The 18,072-nt window shown below is 70.1% G+C and carries 19 protein-coding genes; 6 read left to right on the forward strand and 13 right to left on the reverse strand.

Going from position 1 to position 18,072, the window contains the following annotated elements; all coding sequences use genetic code 11:
- Position 1 precedes the first annotated feature (1 nt).
- From H0E82_RS04700 to glyQ, 4 genes are all read right to left on the reverse strand, one after another.
- Positions 2-1,804, reverse strand: coding sequence for an autotransporter assembly complex protein TamA (locus H0E82_RS04700; RefSeq protein ID WP_180544281.1), 1,803 nt, complete (start codon positions 1,802-1,804; stop codon positions 2-4).
- A gap of 68 nt (positions 1,805-1,872) precedes the next feature.
- Complete coding sequence (glyS, locus tag H0E82_RS04705; protein ID WP_180544282.1) at positions 1,873-3,990, reverse strand: glycine--tRNA ligase subunit beta; 2,118 nt, start codon at positions 3,988-3,990, stop codon at positions 1,873-1,875.
- Positions 3,987-4,232 carry a hypothetical protein gene (locus H0E82_RS04710; RefSeq protein ID WP_180544283.1) on the reverse strand — a complete coding sequence of 82 codons (246 nt, stop codon included), beginning with the start codon at positions 4,230-4,232 and terminating at the stop codon, positions 3,987-3,989. Before H0E82_RS04710 ends, glyS begins: the two co-directional genes overlap by 4 nt.
- On the reverse strand, positions 4,229-5,137 hold the full coding sequence (gene glyQ, locus H0E82_RS04715) for a glycine--tRNA ligase subunit alpha (RefSeq protein WP_180544284.1): 909 nt from the start codon (positions 5,135-5,137) through the stop codon (positions 4,229-4,231). Before glyQ ends, H0E82_RS04710 begins: the two co-directional genes overlap by 4 nt.
- Positions 5,138-5,231: 94 nt before the next feature.
- Here glyQ and H0E82_RS04720 point away from each other — a divergent pair, with 94 nt between their 5' ends.
- The 3 genes from H0E82_RS04720 to H0E82_RS04730 all read left to right on the forward strand — a co-directional run bounded on the left by H0E82_RS04720 (position 5,232) and on the right by H0E82_RS04730 (position 9,042).
- On the forward strand, positions 5,232-7,055 hold the full coding sequence (locus tag H0E82_RS04720; protein WP_425600314.1) for a GspE/PulE family protein: 1,824 nt from the start codon (positions 5,232-5,234) through the stop codon (positions 7,053-7,055).
- A 187-nt stretch (positions 7,056-7,242) separates the two neighbouring features.
- A complete protein-coding gene (locus tag H0E82_RS04725; protein WP_180544285.1) occupies positions 7,243-7,974 on the forward strand; it encodes a glutamine amidotransferase in 732 nt (243 codons plus the stop codon).
- 135 nt (positions 7,975-8,109) lie between these two features.
- Complete coding sequence (locus H0E82_RS04730) at positions 8,110-9,042, forward strand: hypothetical protein (RefSeq protein WP_180544286.1); 933 nt, start codon at positions 8,110-8,112, stop codon at positions 9,040-9,042.
- A gap of 16 nt (positions 9,043-9,058) precedes the next feature.
- On the opposite strand, the gene H0E82_RS04735 is transcribed toward H0E82_RS04730, so the two are convergent.
- The 5 genes from H0E82_RS04735 to H0E82_RS04755 all read right to left on the reverse strand — a co-directional run bounded on the left by H0E82_RS04735 (position 9,059) and on the right by H0E82_RS04755 (position 12,163).
- Positions 9,059-9,763 (reverse strand): RDD family protein, encoded by a 705-nt coding sequence (locus tag H0E82_RS04735; RefSeq protein ID WP_180544287.1) that lies wholly within the window; start codon positions 9,761-9,763, stop codon positions 9,059-9,061.
- The gene (gene tatC / locus H0E82_RS04740; protein WP_180544288.1) at positions 9,760-10,521 is read right to left on the reverse strand and encodes a twin-arginine translocase subunit TatC; all 762 of its coding nucleotides are present in this window, start codon (positions 10,519-10,521) and stop codon (positions 9,760-9,762) included. Before tatC ends, H0E82_RS04735 begins: the two co-directional genes overlap by 4 nt.
- Entirely contained in the window at positions 10,505-10,972 is a 468-nt protein-coding gene (gene tatB / locus H0E82_RS04745) for a Sec-independent protein translocase protein TatB (RefSeq protein ID WP_180544289.1), read from the reverse strand. Before tatB ends, tatC begins: the two co-directional genes overlap by 17 nt.
- A gap of 21 nt (positions 10,973-10,993) precedes the next feature.
- Positions 10,994-11,215: a Sec-independent protein translocase subunit TatA gene (gene tatA / locus H0E82_RS04750; protein WP_180544290.1), complete on the reverse strand. Its 222-nt coding sequence runs from the start codon at positions 11,213-11,215 to the stop codon at positions 10,994-10,996.
- Positions 11,216-11,290: 75 nt separating this feature from the next.
- The gene (locus tag H0E82_RS04755) at positions 11,291-12,163 is read right to left on the reverse strand and encodes a lipid-binding SYLF domain-containing protein (RefSeq protein WP_180544291.1); all 873 of its coding nucleotides are present in this window, start codon (positions 12,161-12,163) and stop codon (positions 11,291-11,293) included.
- Between the two features lie 142 nt (positions 12,164-12,305).
- Between H0E82_RS04755 and hemH the strand changes: the two genes are divergently transcribed.
- Entirely contained in the window at positions 12,306-13,283 is a 978-nt protein-coding gene (gene hemH, locus H0E82_RS04760; protein WP_180544292.1) for a ferrochelatase, read from the forward strand.
- Complete coding sequence (locus H0E82_RS04765; RefSeq protein WP_180544293.1) at positions 13,280-14,146, forward strand: alpha/beta fold hydrolase; 867 nt, start codon at positions 13,280-13,282, stop codon at positions 14,144-14,146. The genes hemH and H0E82_RS04765 overlap by 4 nt, the downstream gene beginning before the upstream one ends.
- Before the next feature lie 14 nt (positions 14,147-14,160).
- Here H0E82_RS04765 and H0E82_RS04770 read toward each other — a convergent pair whose 3' ends face one another.
- From H0E82_RS04770 to bamE, 4 genes are all read right to left on the reverse strand, one after another.
- The gene (locus H0E82_RS04770; RefSeq protein ID WP_180544294.1) at positions 14,161-14,943 is read right to left on the reverse strand and encodes a M48 family metallopeptidase; all 783 of its coding nucleotides are present in this window, start codon (positions 14,941-14,943) and stop codon (positions 14,161-14,163) included.
- Positions 14,944-15,044: 101 nt separating this feature from the next.
- A complete protein-coding gene (locus H0E82_RS04775) occupies positions 15,045-15,947 on the reverse strand; it encodes a recombination-associated protein RdgC (RefSeq protein WP_180544295.1) in 903 nt (300 codons plus the stop codon).
- Between the two features lie 104 nt (positions 15,948-16,051).
- Positions 16,052-16,945: a tRNA 2-thiocytidine(32) synthetase TtcA gene (gene ttcA / locus H0E82_RS04780; protein WP_180544296.1), complete on the reverse strand. Its 894-nt coding sequence runs from the start codon at positions 16,943-16,945 to the stop codon at positions 16,052-16,054.
- 162 nt (positions 16,946-17,107) lie between these two features.
- Positions 17,108-17,689, reverse strand: a complete 582-nt coding sequence (gene bamE / locus H0E82_RS04785) for an outer membrane protein assembly factor BamE domain-containing protein (RefSeq protein WP_180544297.1) — start codon at positions 17,687-17,689, stop codon at positions 17,108-17,110.
- 151 nt (positions 17,690-17,840) lie between these two features.
- On the opposite strand from bamE, the gene H0E82_RS04790 reads away from it, so the two are divergent.
- On the forward strand, positions 17,841-18,065 hold the full coding sequence (locus tag H0E82_RS04790; RefSeq protein WP_180544298.1) for a YdcH family protein: 225 nt from the start codon (positions 17,841-17,843) through the stop codon (positions 18,063-18,065).
- Positions 18,066-18,072 lie beyond the last annotated feature (7 nt).

Here is an 18,072-nt window from a genome sequence, read left to right on the forward strand (position 1 = left end):
CTCAGAACTCCGCGCCGATCGACAGGCCGATCGTGAACGAGGAGTCGGGGTTGTCCAGGCCGCGCGCGATATCGAGCCGCAACGGGCCGACGGGCGAGCGGTAACGCGCGCCGATGCCGACGCCGGTGCGCCAGTTCGGCGAGGAACCGTCGAAGGCGTCACCGCTGTCGACGAACACCGCGGCGCCGATGGTCGGAGTGAAGTAGCGCTCGAACTCCACGCTGGCGGTCACCAGGTTTTGCGCACCCACCGAATAGCGCCCGGCCTCGGTGTCGATGCGCGGGCTGACCTCGCGGAACTGGTAGCCGCGGATGCTGCGGTCGCCGCCGGCGTAGAAACGCAGGCTCGGCGGCATGTCCACCAGCGCCTCGGTGAACGTATGGCCGATTTCGCCCCGCACGATCAGGCGGTTGGCTTCACCGATACCGCGGAACCAGCTGGCGCGCGCGTGCAACTGGGCGAACGAGGCCTCCGAGCCGACGCCTTCCACGCCCCCGCGCAGCATCAGCGAGCCGCCGATGCCGGCACGCGGAAACAGCCGGTCGTCGACGTCGACGTATTCCGCGCGCAGCGAGGGATACGCGAAGGTCGCGAAGCGGTAGCGCTGCAGGACCGGCGCGGTGTCCGGATCGCTGTCGCCATTGGCGATCTCCCGGAACAGCCAGCGCTCGCGCAGCACGTGCACCGAAGCCACCAGGTTGAGGAACTCGTTGTACTGTCCGTTGCGGCTGCCGACCAGCTCGGCGCGGCGGCTGTCGACGTAGTCGGTCTGCTCGTCGGCGAACTGCAGGCTGGCGGTGTACCAGCCGTCGCGCCAGGCGAAGGCCGGCACCCGGTATTGCAACGTGGCCGTCTTGCGCCGCTGGGCGTAGTCCACCTGGGCCAGGGCCTTGTGCCCGCGCATGTTCACGTAGCGCCGCTCCACCCCAAGCCGGATACCGGCGCCGCTGTCGGTGCCGTAACTCACGCCCGAGGTGTAGATGCTGCGCTTGGCCGGGGTCAAGGTGACCTGCACCGGCACCTCGCGCTCGGCATTGGCCTGGTCGACCTGCGGCTGGATGTCGATGTTGGCGAAGTAGTCCAGACGCGCGAGCGAGGTGCGCAACCGGTCCAGGCGTCCCTGGTGGTAGTAGCTGCCTTCCTGCCAGTACACCATGCGTTCGAGCAGACTGTCGTTGACCACCGGTTCGGGCGTCTGCTCGAAGGTGGTGGGGCCCATGTTGTAGCGCTCGCCGCTGGTCCAGACCAGGTCGATGTCGGCGGCGTAGTCGGCGCGCGTGACCTCGACCCGGCGCGAGGCGAATTCGGCGTCGAAATACCCGCGCTCGGCCAGGCGCCGGCTCAGGCCGTTGCGGCTCGCGTCGTAGTCGGCGTGACTGAACACGGCGCCCTCGCCGGGGACGAAGTTGGCCACGTCGCGGGCCAGATAGCGGTCCTGCGCCCCGGCGCCGATGATCGCGATGTCCCGGTTGCGGACGCGTACCGGCTGGCCCGGGTCCACCACAACGCGCACCGCCACCGCCGTCGACTCGCCGTTGCGTTCGATGTCGATGGTCGGCGAGTAGTAGCCGAACGGCTCCAGTGCCTCGCGCGTCTGCCGCTCGGCTTCGCGCAGCAGATAGGCCAGCCGGCGCCCCGACACCTCGTTTCCGATCGCATCGTAGAGCGCCAGCGAGACCCGCACGTTCTCGGTCATCTCCTCGTCGAGACCGATGATCTCGACACGCTCCACCCGCGCCGCCTGCACCGCGGCCGACGTGAACAGGAGCGCGGCGGCAGCGAACAACACGGGAAGACGAGGCATCGCGGGAGGATACCCAAGTCGCGTCAAGACTCGATTAACGGCATCGCGCACACGCGCGATGTGGGGTGTCAGCTCGACAGGTGCTCGATCGCCGCCACGCTGCCGAGGCGCTCCGCCAGCTGCTCGAGCAATGCCAGACGGTTACGGCGCAGGTCCGGATCGTCGGCATTCACCATCACGCCGTCGAAGAACGCATCCACCTGCGGCCGCAGCCGCGCCAGATGGGTCAGCGCCGACACGTAATCGCCGTGCGCGAGGGCGTGACCGGTCTCGGCATGCACCACCTCCACGGCTTCGGCCAGCGCGGCCTCGGCCGGCTCGCGCAGCAGCGCCGGATCGACGGTGGCCGGGATCTCGATGTCGGCCTTGCGCAGGATGTTGCGGATGCGCTTGTCGGCGGCGGCGAGCGCTGCGGCTTCGGGCAGTGCGGCGAAGGTGCCGATGGCGTCGATGCGGCGGTCGAGGTCGTACAGCGACTTCGGCCGCAGCGCGGCGACGGCGTTGAACTGCTGCACGGTCGCGCCCTTGTCGGCGTAGTAGCCCTTCAGGCGGTCGAGGATGAAGTCGTAGAGTTCGCCGCGGTCAGCGAACGCGCTCGCGCCGTCCTTGCCCGTGGGCAGTGCGCCGACGCGGTCGATCGCGCTGGCCAGCAGTGCCTGCAGATCCAGATCGAACCCACTCTCGATCAACGTCCGCGCCAAGCCGAGCGCATTGCGCCGCAGCGCGAATGCATCCTTGTTGCCGGTCGGCTTGAGGCCCGCCGCGAAACCGCCGGCCAGGGTGTCGAGGCGCTCGGCGATCGCCAGCACCTTGCCCAGCGGCGACAGCGCGATGTCGTCGCCGGCGAAGCGCGGCTGCCAGGCCTCGTCGAGTGCGTTCGCCAGCGATGTGCGCTCGTCGTCGGACAGGCCGGCCAGCGCCACGTCGTGCTTCGCGTAGTAACGCCCGGCGATGCCCTGCAGCTCCGGAAACTCGTTGACCATGCGCGACTGCAGATCGGCCTTCGACAGCAATGCGGCGCGCTTCGCGAGAGTGGCATCCACACCGACCTGCGGCGCGATGATTTCGGCGAGCGCAGCGACGCGCGTGGCCTTGTCGGCGACGCTGCCCAGCTTGGCCTGGTAGGTCACGGTCTTCAGCCCGTCGTTCATCGCCGACAGGCCCTGCTTGAGGTCCTCGTCGAAGAAGAATTTGGCGTCGGCGAAGCGCGGACGGATCACGCGTTCGTAGCCCTTGGCGACCTCGGCCGGATCCTTGGATTCGATGTTGGCGATCGCGATGAAGTGCTCGGTGAGCCGGCCATCGCGCAGCACGGGGAAGAATTTCTGGTTCGCCTCCATGGTGGCGATCAACGCCTCCTGCGGCACGGCGAGGAACTCGGCCTCGAAGGCGCAGGCGATCGCGCTGGGCCATTCGACCAGGCAGTTCACCTGTTCGAGATTGTCGCTCTCGATGCGCGCATCGCCGCCCGCGTGGCGCGCCGCGCCTTCGACGGCGGTGACGATCGCCGCGCGCCGCGCGTCGGCGTCGACCAGCACCTTCGCGCCGCGCATGGCGTCGACGTAGTCGCCCGGCGCGGCGATCTCGACGGCGCGGTCGTGCATGAACCGATGGCCGCGGCTCGTGCGGCCGCTGCGCACGCCGAACAGCTCGGCGTCGACGACGCCCTCACCGTGCAGCAGCACCAGCCAGTGCACCGGCCGTGCGAACGCATAGGCATGCGCGCCCCAGCGCATCGGCTTCGGGATCGGCATCGCCGCGATCGCCTCGCGCAGCACGTCCGGCAGCAGCGCCGCGGTCGTCGCGCCCGGCGTCACCGCGCGATGCACGAAGCGCTCGCCCTTGGCGTCACGGGTCTTCTCGAGCGCGGTCCACTCGATGCCGGCCTTCGCGGCGAAGCCCTGCAGCGCCTTCGTCGGATTGCCGTCGGCATCGAGCGCGATGTTGAGATACGGGCCCAGCACTTCCGAACGCTGTTCGGGCTGTTCGGTCGCCACGCCCGGCAGCAGCACCGCGAGGCGGCGCGGCGTGTACAGCGGCTTCGCCTCGCCGCGGTCGACGGCGACGCCGCGCTTGTCGAGCGCCGCGAGCACGCCGTCGAACAACGCCTGCGCCAGACCGGGCAGGGCCTTGACCGGCAGTTCTTCGGTGCCGAGTTCGATCAGCAGGGGCAGTGAGGCGGTCATGGCAGGTCGTTCCGGATCGAAAGATGCTGGCCGAGGTCCTCGCCAGTCGGGATGTCGCGGCGTCCGCGTTCGCCGTTGAGCATCAGCAGCACGACGCCGGCGACGGGCATCAGGATCAGTCCGAAGAAGAACCAGAGCCAGGGATTGCGCCGTGTCTGCTGGGCCCAGTACGCGGCGAAGAACGCGAACGCGGCGGGCGCGGTGAACAGGAGGATGACGAACCCGCCCAGCGTCTCGGTCATGCCGCTTCACCGGCGCGCTTGAGCCCCGGAAACCCCAGCGCCTCGCGCTGCGCGGCATAGGCGTTCGCCACTGCCTGGGCCAGCGTGCGCACGCGCAGGATGTAGCGCTGGCGCTCGGTCACGCTGATCGCGCGGCGCGCGTCGAGCAGATTGAAGCTGTGGCTTGCCTTGCACACCTGCTCATAGGCCGGCAGCGGAAGGCCCAGCTCGACCAGCTTCAGCGCCTCGGTCTCACAGGCATCGAAACGATGGAACAGCTCGGCGACATCGGCGTGTTCGAAGTTGTACGCGCTCTGCTCCACCTCGTTCTGGTGGTAGACGTCGCGGTAGGTCACTGGCGTGCCGTCGGGGCCGTGGGTCCAGACGATGTCGAACACGTTGTCGACGTTCTGCAGGTACATGCACAGGCGTTCGAGACCGTAAGTGATCTCGCCGAGCACCGGCTTGCACTCCAGGCCACCGGCCTGCTGGAAGTACGTGAACTGCGTGACCTCCATGCCGTTGAGCCAGACTTCCCAGCCCAGGCCCCAGGCGCCGAGCGTCGGCGATTCCCAGTTGTCCTCGACCAGGCGCAGGTCGTGCACCTCGGGGTCGATGCCGAGTTCCTTCAACGAGTCGAAATACAGTTCGACGATGTTGTCGGGGTTCGGCTTCATCGCCACCTGGTACTGGTAGTAGCGCTGCAGGCGGTTGGGGTTGTCGCCGTAGCGGCCGTCGGTCGGGCGGCGGCAGGGCTGCACGTAGGCCGCATTCCACGGCTCGGGGCCGAGCGCGCGCAGGAAGGTCGCCGGGTGGAAGGTGCCCGCGCCGACCTCGAGGTCGAGCGGCTGGATCAGCACGCAGCCCTGCTTCGCCCAGTAGGCGTTGAGCGTCTGGATCAGCTGCTGGAACGTCGGTCCGGTCATCGGAAAAAGCGCGTCTGCGGCGGCGCGCTAGTATAGCGGTCCACGCGATGCCCCCCGCCGCGCAGCGCGCTGCGCCCGACATGGAGAAGCCGGCTTGAACGAACCGCGCGCGTCGTCGTCAGTCCCCGCGCACCGGCCAGCGGGCACGCCGTCGCGGTTGTCGCCGGGGCGTCTGGGCCTGTTGCAGGTGATCGATGCGCTGGTGACCGACGGCCTGCTCTCGCAGATCGACGCCGAGCGCGCGCGCGTCGGCGGTCGTGCCACACGCGGCCTCGATGCGGTGCATCCGCTGGTGCTGCTGGCCAATCTGAAGCTGCCGTCCGCGCTGCGCCCCGGTACCGATCTGGGACTGGAAACCCTGACCGAATGGCTGGCGCGGGCCAGCGGCCATTCCTACCTGCGCATCGACCCGACCAAGATCGCGGTCGCCGACGTCACCGATCTCGTCTCCCACGCCTACGCGCGGCGGCATCGCATCCTGCCGGTGGACGTGACCCCCACCCATGCACGCATCGCCACCAGCGAGCCGATGGCGCTGGAATGGCTGCCCGATATCCAGCGCCTGCTGCGGCGCGAGATCGATCTGGTCGTCACCAATCCGCTGGATCTGCACCGCTACACGATGGAGTTCTTCGGCGTCACGCGCTCGGTGCGCGGCGCCAAGGACATGCGCGACGGCACCACCGAGGCGCCGTCGTTCGAACAGCTGGTCGAGCTCGGCCGCTCGGGCGACGTCAACGCCGACGACCACCACATCGTCAACGTCGTCGACTGGCTGCTGCAGTACGCCTACGAGCAGCGCGCGTCCGACATCCATCTCGAACCGCGCCGCGACATCGGCCGCGTGCGCTTCCGCATCGACGGCGTGCTGCACAAGGTGTTCGAGATGCCGCCGCCGGTGATGACCGCGGCGGTGAGCCGCATCAAGGTGCTGGGCCGCATGGATCTGGCCGAGCGCCGGCGGCCGCAGGACGGCCGCATCAAGACCCGCTCGCCGGGCGGGCGCGAGGTCGAGATGCGCCTGTCGACGATGCCGACCGCCTTCGGCGAGAAGGTCGTCATGCGTATCTTCGATCCGGACACCGCGTTCAAGCCGATCGAGCAGCTCGGCTTCGACGCCGGTGAGGCGGCGGCGTGGAACGACCTGGTGCAGCGCCCGCACGGCATCGTGCTGGTCACCGGCCCGACCGGCTCGGGCAAGACGACGACGCTGTATTCGACGCTGAAGAAGCTCGCCTCCGACGACGTCAACGTGTGCACGGTCGAAGACCCGATCGAAATGGTGGCGGTCGAGCTCAACCAGATGCAGGTGCACACCGCGATCGACCTGACCTTCGCCCAGGGCGTGCGCACGCTGCTGCGTCAGGACCCGGACATCATCATGATCGGCGAGATCCGCGACCTCGACACCGCGCAGATGGCGGTGCAGGCCTCGCTGACCGGCCATCTGGTGCTGTCGACGCTGCACACCAACGATGCCCCGGCCGCCATTACCCGGCTGCTCGATCTCGGCCTGCCGCATTACCTGATCGCGTCGACGCTCAACGGCGTCCTCGCCCAGCGTCTGGTGCGCATGCTGTGCACGCACTGCAAGCAGCCCAGGCCCGTGGATCCGGAAGGCTGGCGTGCACTGGTGGGCCCCGGCAGCGACCTGCCGCCGCCGGTCACCGCCTGCGGCCCGGTGGGTTGCCTCGAGTGCCGCAACACCGGGTATTTCGGTCGCGTCGGTATCTACGAGCTGATGCCGTTGACCCCGGGCCTGCGGTCGCGCATCCAGCCGGACATGGATCTGGCCGGATTCTCGCGCACCGCGGTCGAGGGCGGCCTGCGCACGTTGCGCATGGCCGGCGCCGAAAAGGTGGCCCAGGGCGTCACCACGGTGGAAGAGGTGATGACGGTGCTGCCGCCGCGCGAGTGACGCGACACGGCGGCCTGCATGCCCGACCGGCATCGCATGCGCTTCGCCGGACGCGCGGCAGGCCCATGCCGTGGAGACACCGGCATCGCCCCTGCGACGCTGGCGGCCCGGCACCGGCCCTCGGCGGCGCCCACGCCAGGCCGGAACCGTCGATACTCGGCGTCCCGTTCCATCAGCGCAGTCGCCCATGCCGCACCCCCGCCCGTTCCTGATCGTCGAAACCGGCCAGCCGCTGCCGTCAATGCGGCGCTACGGCGGATTTCCGCACTGGATCCGGGTGGCGGCCGGGCTGGGCGAGCGCGCGGTGGAGGTGGTGGACGTCGAGCGCGGCGGCGTGTTGCCCGCGGCCGGGGACTACGCGGGCATCATCGTCACCGGCTCCGGTGCCATGGTCACCGATCGTCTGGACTGGAGCGAGCGCAGCGCGGTCTGGCTCGGCGGGGCCGCGCGGGCCGGCGCGCCGGTGTTCGGCATCTGCTACGGCCACCAGCTGCTCGCGCATGCGCTGGGGGGCGAGGTCGGCGACAACCCCTGCGGCCGCGAAATGGGCAGCTTCGAGATCGAGACCACGCCCGAAGCTGCGGACGATGCGCTGTTCGCGCCGTCGGGCGCGGGCTTCATCGCCCAGACCACCCATCTGCAGAGCGTGCTGCGCCCACCCGCGGGTGCCACCGTACTCGCGCGCTCGGCGCTCGAGCCCAATCACGCCTTCCGCTGGGGCGATCGGGCCTGGGGTGTGCAGTTCCACCCCGAATTCAGCACCACCCACATGCGCGGCTACATTCGCGGCCGTTCGGGCCCGCTGTACCAGGAAGGCCTCGACCCCGTGGCGCTGGTGGCCGGCGTACGCGCCGCGCCCGAGGCCCGGGCGGTGCTGCAGCGCTTCGTGCGTGTGGCCGAGGCGCTGCCGCGCGACTGAGGATCAGGGTGGCGCCCGGGAGCGCGGCGTGGTCCTGCATGTCCGGAGCGCCGTTCGTTCCCGCGCGGATTCGCCGTGCAGTACGATGACGCCCGCGCGGCGCGTGGTCCGTGCGCACTTGACTGGAACTCTGGGATGACGATTCGGAACGTAGGGGCCGGCCATGGCTGGACGTGGCTGGTGCAGGCGGTCAACGTGGGCCGCGGCAATCCCCGCGCGGTGTACGGCGCGATCGCGATCGTCTCGCTGCTGGCGCTGCTGCCCAGTCTGGTCCAGGTGGTGATGCAGACCGCGTTCGGCTTCGACGCCCAGACCCAGCTCGCGGTCATCGGTGCGACCTCGCTGGTGTCGATCCTGGTCTATCCCTTGCTGATCGGCGGCGTGCTGCGGGTGATCGACGCGGTCGAACGCGGCCGGCCGGCGCGCGCGGCCGACGTGTTCCGCACCTTCTCGGCCGAGGGCGGCGCCGGGCGTCTGGTCGGCTTCGGCGTGCTGATGGGCGCGCTCTACATCCTCACCTTCTATGCGCTGGTCAGCCTGTTCGGCGAAGGCGTACCCGAGTGGTATCTCGAAGTGATGACGCTCTCCCAGGAAATGGGCAACGCGGGCGCGTCGCCGGCGACGCCGCCGGAGCTGCCCATGCCGCCCGCAGGGATCGGCCTGCTGATGGCACTCGGCCTGATGTTCGGCATCTACTACGCCACCGTCTACGCCATCGGCCTGGGCCAGGTGGCCCTGGGCGGACGCCGGGTCACCGCGGCGCTGCGAGACGGTCTGGTCGGCGCGCTGCGCAACGTGCTACCGGTGATGGTGGTCGCGGCGATCGCGATGGCCGGCGTGTTCGCCCTGATGCTGGTGTTCGGCATCCTGGTCGTGATGATCACGGTGGTCGCGAGCCTGGTGCATCCGGCATTGGCCGGCGTGTTGCTGCTGCCGCTGTATCTGGCACTGCTGCTGGTGCTCTACATCGTGATGTTCGGTGTGATGTACGCGATGTGGCGCGACATCTGCGCCCCCCCTGGCGACGAGGCGGGCACGCCCCCCATGTCCGGCCAGATCGAACTCTGACCGGCGCGCGCTGCGCTCAGCCGAGCAGCGCGGCGTCCATCGCGGCGCCTAGGCTGCGGTCCACCGCGCGCATCAGCAGCGCCAGGAGCAGGAATGCCGCCGGCAGCTGCAGGGCCAGCCACATTCGCGCGAGGAGCGGGACCGGACGCGCATCGATCCGCACCACACGCGTACCGGCGATGCGGTCGTGCAGGGCCTGGTGGCGCGGCGGCATGCCGGCGAGCGCGTGGCCGATGTTGAGACTGAGCCACGAGAGTGCGCCGGCCGCCTGGCGCAAGGCCGCGCGGGCAGGTCCCGGCGCCATGCCGTCGTCGTCGATCACGCGCAGGCCAAGCAGGCGCTTGCCCGGCGTCGCCTGACGCGCGCTGCCTTCGAACGCGGCGAACCAGGGCAGGGAGAGCAGCGCGAAGACGAGCGTCGGCAGTGCCACGAGGCCGGTCACGCTGCCCGCGAGCGCCAGCGCGGCGGCGTGCAGCGCGCCGTCGCCGAGCCAGATCTGGACCAGGACGAGCGGCGAGCCGCCTGCCTCCACTGCCGCCGGCAGCGTGCCGGCCATCGCGGTCGTCAGGGCATCGAGCGCATTCCGGCAGGCCGCGAGGGCGCGTCCCAGAAACCCGTGCAGCAGCGCGATCACGAGCAGGGCGATCACGGCCGCATCCAGCGACCAGGCCGCATAGCGCAGCGCCAGCGGCGCCGGCACGGGCATGCCGCGCGCGCTCATGCCTGTTCGTCGCGCAGCGGAGCCGGGCGCGGGGCCAGCAGGCGCGCCGCCAGGATGCCCGCCTCGTATAGCAGGCACATCGGCAGCGCGAGCATCAGCTGCGAGATCACGTCGGGCGGGGTGATGATCGCCGCGAGCACGAATACGCCGACGATCGCGTAGCCGCGCGCCTCGCGCAGCTGGTCGGTGGTCACCCACCCGAGCAGCACCAGGATCACCAGCGCCACCGGCAGCTCGAAGCTCAGGCCGAAGGCGAGGAAGATCACCAGCACGAAGTCGAGGTAGGCGTTGATGTCGGTCATCATCGCCACGCCGTCGGGCGTGACCAGGGTGAGGAAGCGGAACACCGACGGCAGCACGAAGAAGAACGCGAACGCGCAGCCGATGTAGAACAGCGCCACCGCCGAGGCCAGCAGCGGCAGCGCCAGTCGCTTCTCGCGCTTGTACAGGCCGGGCGCGACGAACGCCCAGGCCTGGTACAGCAGCCACGGCATCGTCGCCACCAGCGCGGTGAAGAACGCCAGCTTCAGCGGCGCGAAGAAAGGCGACGCGACCTCGATCGCGATCAGATGGGCGCCCTCGGGCAGCTTGTCGAGCAGGGGCTGTGCCAGCAGGCCGTAGAGCGTATTGGCGAACGGCAGCAGACACAGGAGCACGATGCCCGTACCGGCCAGGCCGCGCATCAGGCGGGTGCGCAGCTCGATCAGATGATCGATCAGGCTGCCCTCGCCGGTGTCGTCCTCAGCGAGCAGGGCCATCGCTGCCGTCCCGGACCGTGGCGTGAGGAATGTCGGCCGTCGCGGCAGGCCCGTGGACCGGCGGCGTGGTCGGATCGGCCGCGATCGCACCTTCGGGCAACGCCGCCGGCGGCGACGCCTCGGCCGGATCGCCGGGCATGCGCCGGGCCTCGTCGATCAGCGTGTCGGCTCCGCGGCGGGCCTCGTCGACGCCGTCGACCACCCGCGCACCGGCATCCCGCAGCTGGGTGCCGACATCGGCGATCGAACGCTGCGCCTCGCGCATGCTGCGCTTGAGATCCTCGGCGGCCAGCTCACGCTCGAGTTCCGACTTCACCGAATACCACTGCGTGCGCGCGCGGCGCACCCAGACCCCGGCGAACCGCGCCGCCTTGGGCAGGCGCTCCGGGCCCAGCACCACCAGCGCGATCAACGCCAGGATCAGCAGCTCGCCGGTGCTTATCCCGAACATTCCGACGCCCGCACGCGCGCGTCAGCGCGAAACGTTGTCGTCGTGGCGCGCGCGGTCGGCCGAGGCCGGATCCTTGGAGCGGTCGTCGAGACGCTCGGGCGTCTCCTCGTCGTGCATGCCCTTCTTGAAGCCCTTGACCGCCTCGCCGAGATCGCGACCCGCGCCGCGCAGCCGCTTGGTGCCGAACACCAGCAGGACGACGAGCAGGACGATGAGCCAATGCCAGATGCTGAAACTGCCCATGGCAGATACCGGGGAAGAGGTGGACGGCGAGGATACCGCAACCGGCCGCGCGGGCCGGTCACGAGTGCGCGTCGATCACCACTCCGGCAGCGGCTCGACCTGGGCCGGCTGGTCGTCGACGTTCTCAAACGGCTGCGGACGCGGGTCGCCCTGTTGCACGGGCATCGTGGTCGCCTGTGGGACGTCGCGGATCGCCGGGGCGCCCTGCGGCGCACGCGTCGTGGGTACCGCCGCGCCGCCGCGGGCCACCCGCGCGGTGGCGCTGGCCTCCTCGAGGCGGTCGCGGAAATCCACGATCGCGCTCGACGGGGCCTGGCCCGGACGGTTCTCGAGGATCGCGCGCGGCGTCGTCGTGCTGCCGTAGACGGCGCTGTTGGCCTCGTCATCGATCTGCAGCACGGCGCCGTCCAGTGCCACGCCTGCGAACAGGCCACGCGCCCGCGACCAGGACCAGATCTCGGCCTTGAGCTGGCCGTCGGTGAGCGCGGCGGCATTGCGGCCGACCGGGCCGGCGGCCACGCCCGCATCGGCGCCGAGGGTGAACTTGCCGTTGACGATCGACTCCAGGCTCCGCTCGTTGCGGAACACCAGCACCACATCGGAGGACTGCACGCCGGCCTGGAAGCCGATGCTGCCGCCGGTGATGCGCACGAATGCCGGATTCGACCAGGTGCCGTCGGCAGTGCGCACCGACATCAGACCGTGGCCGCGGCGGCCGCCGATGATCAGTCCGGCCTTGACCGTGTCGGGAATGACGATGATCGCGCGGGCTTCGTCGAGCAGCTTGTCGGGAATGCCGGATTCGGGGATCGCCTGGATCTCGCCCAGGACGCGCACGGCATTCTGGGCCCGCGCATCCTCGCGGGGTCCGGCGACGGCTGCACCGGCGGCGAGCGAAAGACCCAGCGCGAGGGCCAGCAGCGAACGGTGGCGGAGGATCGGGGTCATGCAGGCTCCAGGCGGCGTGGCCGCGGGTCGGGGCGGAAAATCGGGCGGAGTTCAGGCTAGTGACGGCCGAATGAATCGAGGGTGAGTTCTGCCCGCGGCCGCCGGCCTGCCGCTGGCCCGCGCCGCCTGCCATCCTATGCGCATGAACACGCCCGCCTCCCCGCTCCAGCCCGCCGTCGTGCTGGTCAACCTCGGCACGCCCGACGCGCCCACGCCCAAGGCGGTGCGCCGCTACCTCGCCGAGTTCCTGCACGACCATCGCGTGGTCGCGCTGACCCGCTGGCTGTGGTGCCCGATCCTGCACTTCGTGATCCTGCCGTTCCGCTCGCCGCGCGTGGCGAAGCTGTATGCCGGGGTGTGGATGGACGGCGGCTCGCCGCTGGCGGTGCATACCGCGCGCCTCGCCGACGCGGTGCAGCGCGAGATGCCGGAGGCGCGCGTGGTCCACGCCATGCGCTACGGCAATCCGTCGCTGCGCACCGTGCTGCAGCAATTGCGCGACGCCGGACATCCGCGGGTGCAGGTGCTTCCGCTGTATCCGCAGTATTCGACGACCACCACGGCCTCGGTCGGCGACGTGGTCACGGCGGTCTTCGGCGACAGCGGCGTTGCGCGCATGCGCGACGACTACCACGTCGACCCGGACTGGGTGGAGGCGGTCGCCGATTCGATCCGCGCGCACTGGGACGTGCACGGTCGGGGCGAACGCCTGCTGTTCTCCTTCCACGGCATTCCGCAGCGTCTGGCCGATGCGGGCGATCCCTACCCGCTGCAGTGCTGGGCGGGATGCGACGCGATCGTGCGTGCGCTGGGACTCCACGAGGACGAGGCGCTGCTGACCTTCCAGTCCCGCTTCGGTCGCGAGCCCTGGCTGCAGCCGTACACCGACGAGACGCTCAAGGCCCTGGGCGGCGAGGGGGTGCGCGACATCGACGTCGTCTGCCCCGGCTTCGCGGTGGACTGTCTGGAGACGCTCGAGGAGATCGCGCTGCAGAACGCGGAAATCTTCCACGAGCACGGAGGCCGGAGGCTTCGCTACATTCCCTGCCTCAACGACGCGCCGGCGCACGCGCAGGCCCTGGCGGCGCTGGTGCGGCGCGACCTGGCCGAGCGGGCATGAGCGCAGCGGCGGCGGGAACGCCGTTCGACGTCGGCATCGGCATCGGGCGCGTGCACGGCCTGCGCTTCGGTGCAGCCGGTGGGCGCCGCGTACTGGCGCTCCACGGCTGGCTCGACAATGCGGCGAGCTTCGCGCCGCTGGCCGCGTGCCTGCCGGGGCTCGATCTGGTCGCGCCGGACCTGCCCGGCCACGGGCACAGCGCGCACATGCCGGCAGGAACCGACTACACCTTCGTCGGCGCGGTACACCAGGTGCTCGATGTGGCCGATGCGCTCGGCTGGGAGCGCTTCGCGCTGCTCGGGCACTCCATGGGCGCCGGCATCGCCAGCCTGGTCGCGGCGGCGGTCCCGACGCGGATCGAGCGCTTCGTCGCGATCGAGGCGCTCGGCGCCCTGCCGGAAACCGTGGAGCAGACGGTGCCGCGCCTGCGCGACGCGGTCGAATCGGCACGCGGCCTGCCGCAGCGCGCGCTGCGGGTGTTTCCCGATCTCGATGCGCCGGTGCGTGCGCGCATGCGCGTCAACGCGCTGTCGGAAGCGTCCGCGCGCCTGCTGGTCGAGCGCGGCGTGCGCCAGGTCGACGGCGGCTACGTGTGGTGCAGCGATCCGCGCCTGACCGTGCCCACCGCGGTGCGCATGACCGGTGCCCAGGTCGACGCACTGGTCGCCGGCATCGAATGTCCGACGCGGGTGATCTATGCCGATCCGCCCCAGGTCTACCTGCCCGAGCCCGACCGCAGCCGGCGCGCGCGCCTGTTGCCCGACGGCGACCTCGTGGTCATCACCGGCGGCCATCACCTGCACATGGAGCAGCCGCGCGAGGTCGCGGCCGCGATCGGGACGTTCCTCGACCCGGCGAGCTGACGCGGGACCGCGGATCAGCCGGTCAACAGTGCGTGCAGATCGCCCTTGAGCCGGCGGCCGTGGTCGCGGAAGTAGTCGCGCGCATCGCGCCAGTCCGGACAGCGTGCCTCCACCTCGCGCCAGAACGCGCGCGAATGGTCGGCGTGGATCAGGTGGCAGAGCTCGTGCACCAGCACGTATTCGAATGCCGAGGGCGCACCCAGCACCAGCGCGAGATCCAGCGTGAGCGTGCCGTCGGGCGCCAGTGAGCCCCATTGCGACGACATCACCTTGAGCCGCACCCGTGACGGTGTGCGCGGCAGGCCCGCCAGGTAGGCGGGCATCCAGCGTGCGATGTCGGCCCGTGCCTGCGCCTCGTAGAACTCGCGCAGCCCGCGTCGCAGCGCCGCCGGCCCGGCCTGGGCGGGCGTGGTGAACTGCAGCCTGCCGTCGTCGCACTGGCGCAGACACGTATAACGCCCGAGCGTCCAGAGCACCGGAGACGACCCGCCGCGGAGTGGCAGATGGGTGGTGGTCTCACGCCGCAGCGGTTGCGCCTCGCCGTGCTCGGCCAGCTGCGCCGCCAGCCAGTCGCGATGCTCGCGCAGGAAGGCCTCGCCCGAGACCAGGCTCGCACGCAACGGCAGCGTCAATCGCGCGCCGCGTTCGCTGACGCTCAGGCGGATGCGCCGCGCGCGCGGGTCGCGTACGCGCAGGACCTCGACATCACGACCGTCGTCGAGCCGGACGCGCACCGTCTCGCGCTGGATCGAGGGGGACTTCGTGGACGACGACAACAGGCGCGACAGGGACGGCATGCACGGATTGTATGCGCATGCGCGATGCCGGCGCCGTCGTTCGCGCGCTGTGCCGTGGACGCCGCACGGGCCGTCCGGCCTCGCTGACGCGCGTGCGCGCCTCAATCCGCCTTGGAGAGCTTCAGCGCGCCTTCGAGCGCCGTGAACAGGCGCTTGAACTCGCCGCGCATCAGCGCGAAGCAGGCATCGAGCTCGGCGCGCATGTCGTCGTTGTCGGTGTGCTCGAGCGAATCCAGTGCGCCGTCGAGCAGCTTGAACTTGCGGATGATCAGATCCTCGCCGAGCACGAAGGACACGTGGTCGTCGAGGTTGAGCGCGAGCTTGGTCACCTGCTTGCCGGCATCGAGGTGGCGGGTGATCTCCTCGCACTGCAGGTCCTGACGCTGGCAGCGCACGATCGCGCCCTGGTCGGACGGATCCTTGAGCTCGCATTCCTCGCCCAGCGTCAGGCCGTCGGGCAGCGGTTCGCTGGCGATCCAGCCGGTCATCACCGCGCGCGGCGAGACCTCGGCATTGAGCGGCAGGGCCGGGAAGCTGCCCAGCGCGGTGCGGATCTCCGACACCACGTTCTCGGCGCTCTTGCGGCTGGAGGTATTGACCACGACCACGCCGTGTTCGGTATCGATCAGCGCGTCGCTGCGCACCGGCTTGACGAACGCGCGCGGCATGAGCTCCTGCAGCAGGTCGTCCTTCATCTGCTTGCGCAGCTTGCCGCCGGGCTTGCGGCCCTGCTTGTCCTCGAACTCCTCGATGCGGCGTGCCAGCAGTTCGTTGACCACCGGCCCGGGCAGGATCTTCTCCTCACCGCCGACGGTGAGCCAGATCGCGTCCTCGATCCGGTGCGTCATCGCCTCGCCGTCGCGGGCGATCGGCGAGACGAAGCCGCGCGAGGACATCTCGAGCGGGCCCACCGGCTTGAGCGGGAACTCGGCCAGACGCGCGTCAAGTTCCGACAGGTCGAGAGCGGTGGGGAAGCGGAACAGGGTCAGGTTGCGGAAGAACATCGGGGTCGGGATCCAATGGAAGTGGGAGCGGACGCGGCCAATGGCACGCGGTCGCCGGAAAGTCGATAGGCGACGCAGCGCGTCGCGGGCACGTCAGGCGGTGGTCACGGCGCCTGTGCCGGCGCGTTGTCCTCGTGCCAGACAGGCAGGGTGACACCGGCCGCGGGCATCGCGGCGATGCCGCCGCCGAGGCCGAGGAAGTCGAACAGTTTGGGATCGCTGAGCTGCGAGGGACGGATGTCGCCGAGTGCGCGCGCGATGGTCTCAATGCGACCGGGCGTCTCGCGCTCCCAGGCATCGAGCATCTTCTTGACCTGCTTGCGCTGCAGGTTCTCCTGCGATCCGCACAGGTTGCAGGGAATGATCGGGAACGCCTTCGCCTGCGCGTACGCGGCGATGTCGTCCTCGGCCGCGTAGGCCAGCGGCCGGATCACGACGTGCTTGCCGTCGTCGCTGCGCAGCTTCGGCGGCATGCCGCTGAGCTTGGCGTGGAAGAACAGGTTGAGGAAGAACGTCGCGACCAGGTCGTCGCGGTGGTGGCCGAGCGCGATCTTGGTGATGCCGTTGGCCTCGGCCCAGGTGTACAGCGCACCGCGGCGCAGCCGCGAGCACAGCGAGCACATCGTCTTGCCTTCTGGGATCACCCGGCTGACGACCGAATAGGTGTCCTGCTCGATGATGTGGAAGTCCACGCCGAGCGATTGCAGATACGCCGGCAGGATGTGTTCGGGGAAGCCGGGCTGCTTCTGGTCGAGGTTGACCGCGGTGATCGAGAACGACACCGGCGCCTTCTTCTGCAGCTGCAGCAGGATGTCGAGCATCGTGTAGCTGTCCTTGCCGCCGGACAGGCACACCATCACCTTGTCACCGTCCTCGATCATGCCGAAATCGGCGATCGCGCGGCCCATCTGGTGGCGCAGCCGCGTCGCCAGCTTTTCGGCATCGCGCGCCGGGCGGGCGCGGGGCAGGGGTTCGTGAAGGGGTAGAACGGTGCTCATCCGCGCTAGTTTACCGGGCCTCCCGTCGCAGGGCCTGCGCCGCGCACCGACGCACAGCGGCTTGCCCGGGCGCGACCGGTTGCTCGACCGGGGCTGCGCCTGGCGGCACCCGGATACGACACGGGCGCCTCGCGGCGCCCGTGGAGACCGGTCGGCGCGGGGTCAGTCCGCCCAGACCAGATTGCGCGTGTTGGGATCGGTGGTGACGCCGCTGACCCGTCCGTTGGCGTCGAACTGCACCTGGAACTCGGCGAAGCTGCTCATCCAGTAGCGCCACAGGTTCGCGCCGAGATCCGGGTTCTCGCTGCTGATCGGGTAGCCCAGGGCCATCAGCACCTGCTCACGGGTCATGCCGGTGGTGATCTTGGCGCGCTTGATCGCCTCCTGGATCTTGGCCGGGTAGCCGGCGATCTTCGCCGCCGGGTCCTCGTTCACCACGTAGCGCCGGGCGAAGTCGGCCAGGGCGATGTCGCGGCTGTAGTCGTTGCCGATGGCCTGGCGCGCGCCGTCGATGCGCACGTTGACCCGGTGACGACCATATCCGGTGACGCTGACCGGCGTGCCCACCGGGATCACGCGCTTGCCGTTTTCCGAATAGTTGCTGTCGCTGATCCAGCTGCCGTCGCTGCGCATGTTGCAGCACAGGAAGCCGTCGTACTTCTCCTGCGCGGTCGCGGCGAGCGGCGCCGACAGCAGGGCCAGCGCGACGAGCGCGCCGGAGAGATGGAACGGAGGAATACGCATCGGGACGTCCTTGAGGGATGCGGCGGGGCCCGCGGAGTCTGCGCGCGAGCGGATCGCGGCGCGCCAGTCCCCGGCTGGCGCGGACGCATTCTTGCAGGCCTCGGCTGCGGCGCCAAGACGGTGGGACGCACCCGTCGGTTAAGCTCGCCCGATGGCCGCCGCCCCCACCGACGACAGCGCATCGGACGACAGCGTCGGCGGGCAACTGCGGCGGCTGCGCCGCGAGCATCGCGACCTCGACGACGAGATCGCACGCCTGCACGGGGACCGGGTCGGCGAGGAACTCGCGATCAAGCGCATGAAGAAGCGCAAGCTGCAGCTCAAGGACGCGATCGCCCGGCTGGAGTCGTCGTTGATCCCGGACGAGCCGGCCTGACCGGCGT

It is taken from the genome of Luteimonas deserti (assembly GCF_013425765.1).
Taxonomy (GTDB): Bacteria; Pseudomonadota; Gammaproteobacteria; order Xanthomonadales; family Xanthomonadaceae; genus Luteimonas; species Luteimonas deserti.

Excerpts from the sequence above, each read along its gene's own strand:
- glyQ (WP_180544284.1), bottom strand. The coding sequence starts at position 5,137 with ATGACCGGACCGACGTTCCAGCAGCTGATCCAGACGCTCAACGCCTAC.
- hemH (WP_180544292.1), top strand. The coding sequence starts at position 12,306 with ATGAACACGCCCGCCTCCCCGCTCCAGCCCGCCGTCGTGCTGGTCAAC.
- tatA (WP_180544290.1), bottom strand. The coding sequence starts at position 11,215 with ATGGGCAGTTTCAGCATCTGGCATTGGCTCATCGTCCTGCTCGTCGTC.
- H0E82_RS04770 (WP_180544294.1), bottom strand. The coding sequence starts at position 14,943 with ATGCCGTCCCTGTCGCGCCTGTTGTCGTCGTCCACGAAGTCCCCCTCG.
- H0E82_RS04775 (WP_180544295.1), bottom strand. The coding sequence starts at position 15,947 with ATGTTCTTCCGCAACCTGACCCTGTTCCGCTTCCCCACCGCTCTCGAC.
- H0E82_RS04725 (WP_180544285.1), top strand. The coding sequence starts at position 7,243 with ATGCCGCACCCCCGCCCGTTCCTGATCGTCGAAACCGGCCAGCCGCTG.
- bamE (WP_180544297.1), bottom strand. The coding sequence starts at position 17,689 with ATGCGTATTCCTCCGTTCCATCTCTCCGGCGCGCTCGTCGCGCTGGCC.
- tatC (WP_180544288.1), bottom strand. The coding sequence starts at position 10,521 with ATGGCCCTGCTCGCTGAGGACGACACCGGCGAGGGCAGCCTGATCGAT.
- H0E82_RS04710 (WP_180544283.1), bottom strand. The coding sequence starts at position 4,232 with ATGACCGAGACGCTGGGCGGGTTCGTCATCCTCCTGTTCACCGCGCCC.
- tatB (WP_180544289.1), bottom strand. The coding sequence starts at position 10,972 with ATGTTCGGGATAAGCACCGGCGAGCTGCTGATCCTGGCGTTGATCGCG.
- H0E82_RS04700 (WP_180544281.1), bottom strand. The coding sequence starts at position 1,804 with ATGCCTCGTCTTCCCGTGTTGTTCGCTGCCGCCGCGCTCCTGTTCACG.
- glyS (WP_180544282.1), bottom strand. The coding sequence starts at position 3,990 with ATGACCGCCTCACTGCCCCTGCTGATCGAACTCGGCACCGAAGAACTG.
- H0E82_RS04765 (WP_180544293.1), top strand. The coding sequence starts at position 13,280 with ATGAGCGCAGCGGCGGCGGGAACGCCGTTCGACGTCGGCATCGGCATC.
- H0E82_RS04730 (WP_180544286.1), top strand. The coding sequence starts at position 8,110 with ATGACGATTCGGAACGTAGGGGCCGGCCATGGCTGGACGTGGCTGGTG.
- ttcA (WP_180544296.1), bottom strand. The coding sequence starts at position 16,945 with ATGAGCACCGTTCTACCCCTTCACGAACCCCTGCCCCGCGCCCGCCCG.
- H0E82_RS04735 (WP_180544287.1), bottom strand. The coding sequence starts at position 9,763 with ATGAGCGCGCGCGGCATGCCCGTGCCGGCGCCGCTGGCGCTGCGCTAT.
- H0E82_RS04790 (WP_180544298.1), top strand. The coding sequence starts at position 17,841 with ATGGCCGCCGCCCCCACCGACGACAGCGCATCGGACGACAGCGTCGGC.
- H0E82_RS04755 (WP_180544291.1), bottom strand. The coding sequence starts at position 12,163 with ATGACCCCGATCCTCCGCCACCGTTCGCTGCTGGCCCTCGCGCTGGGT.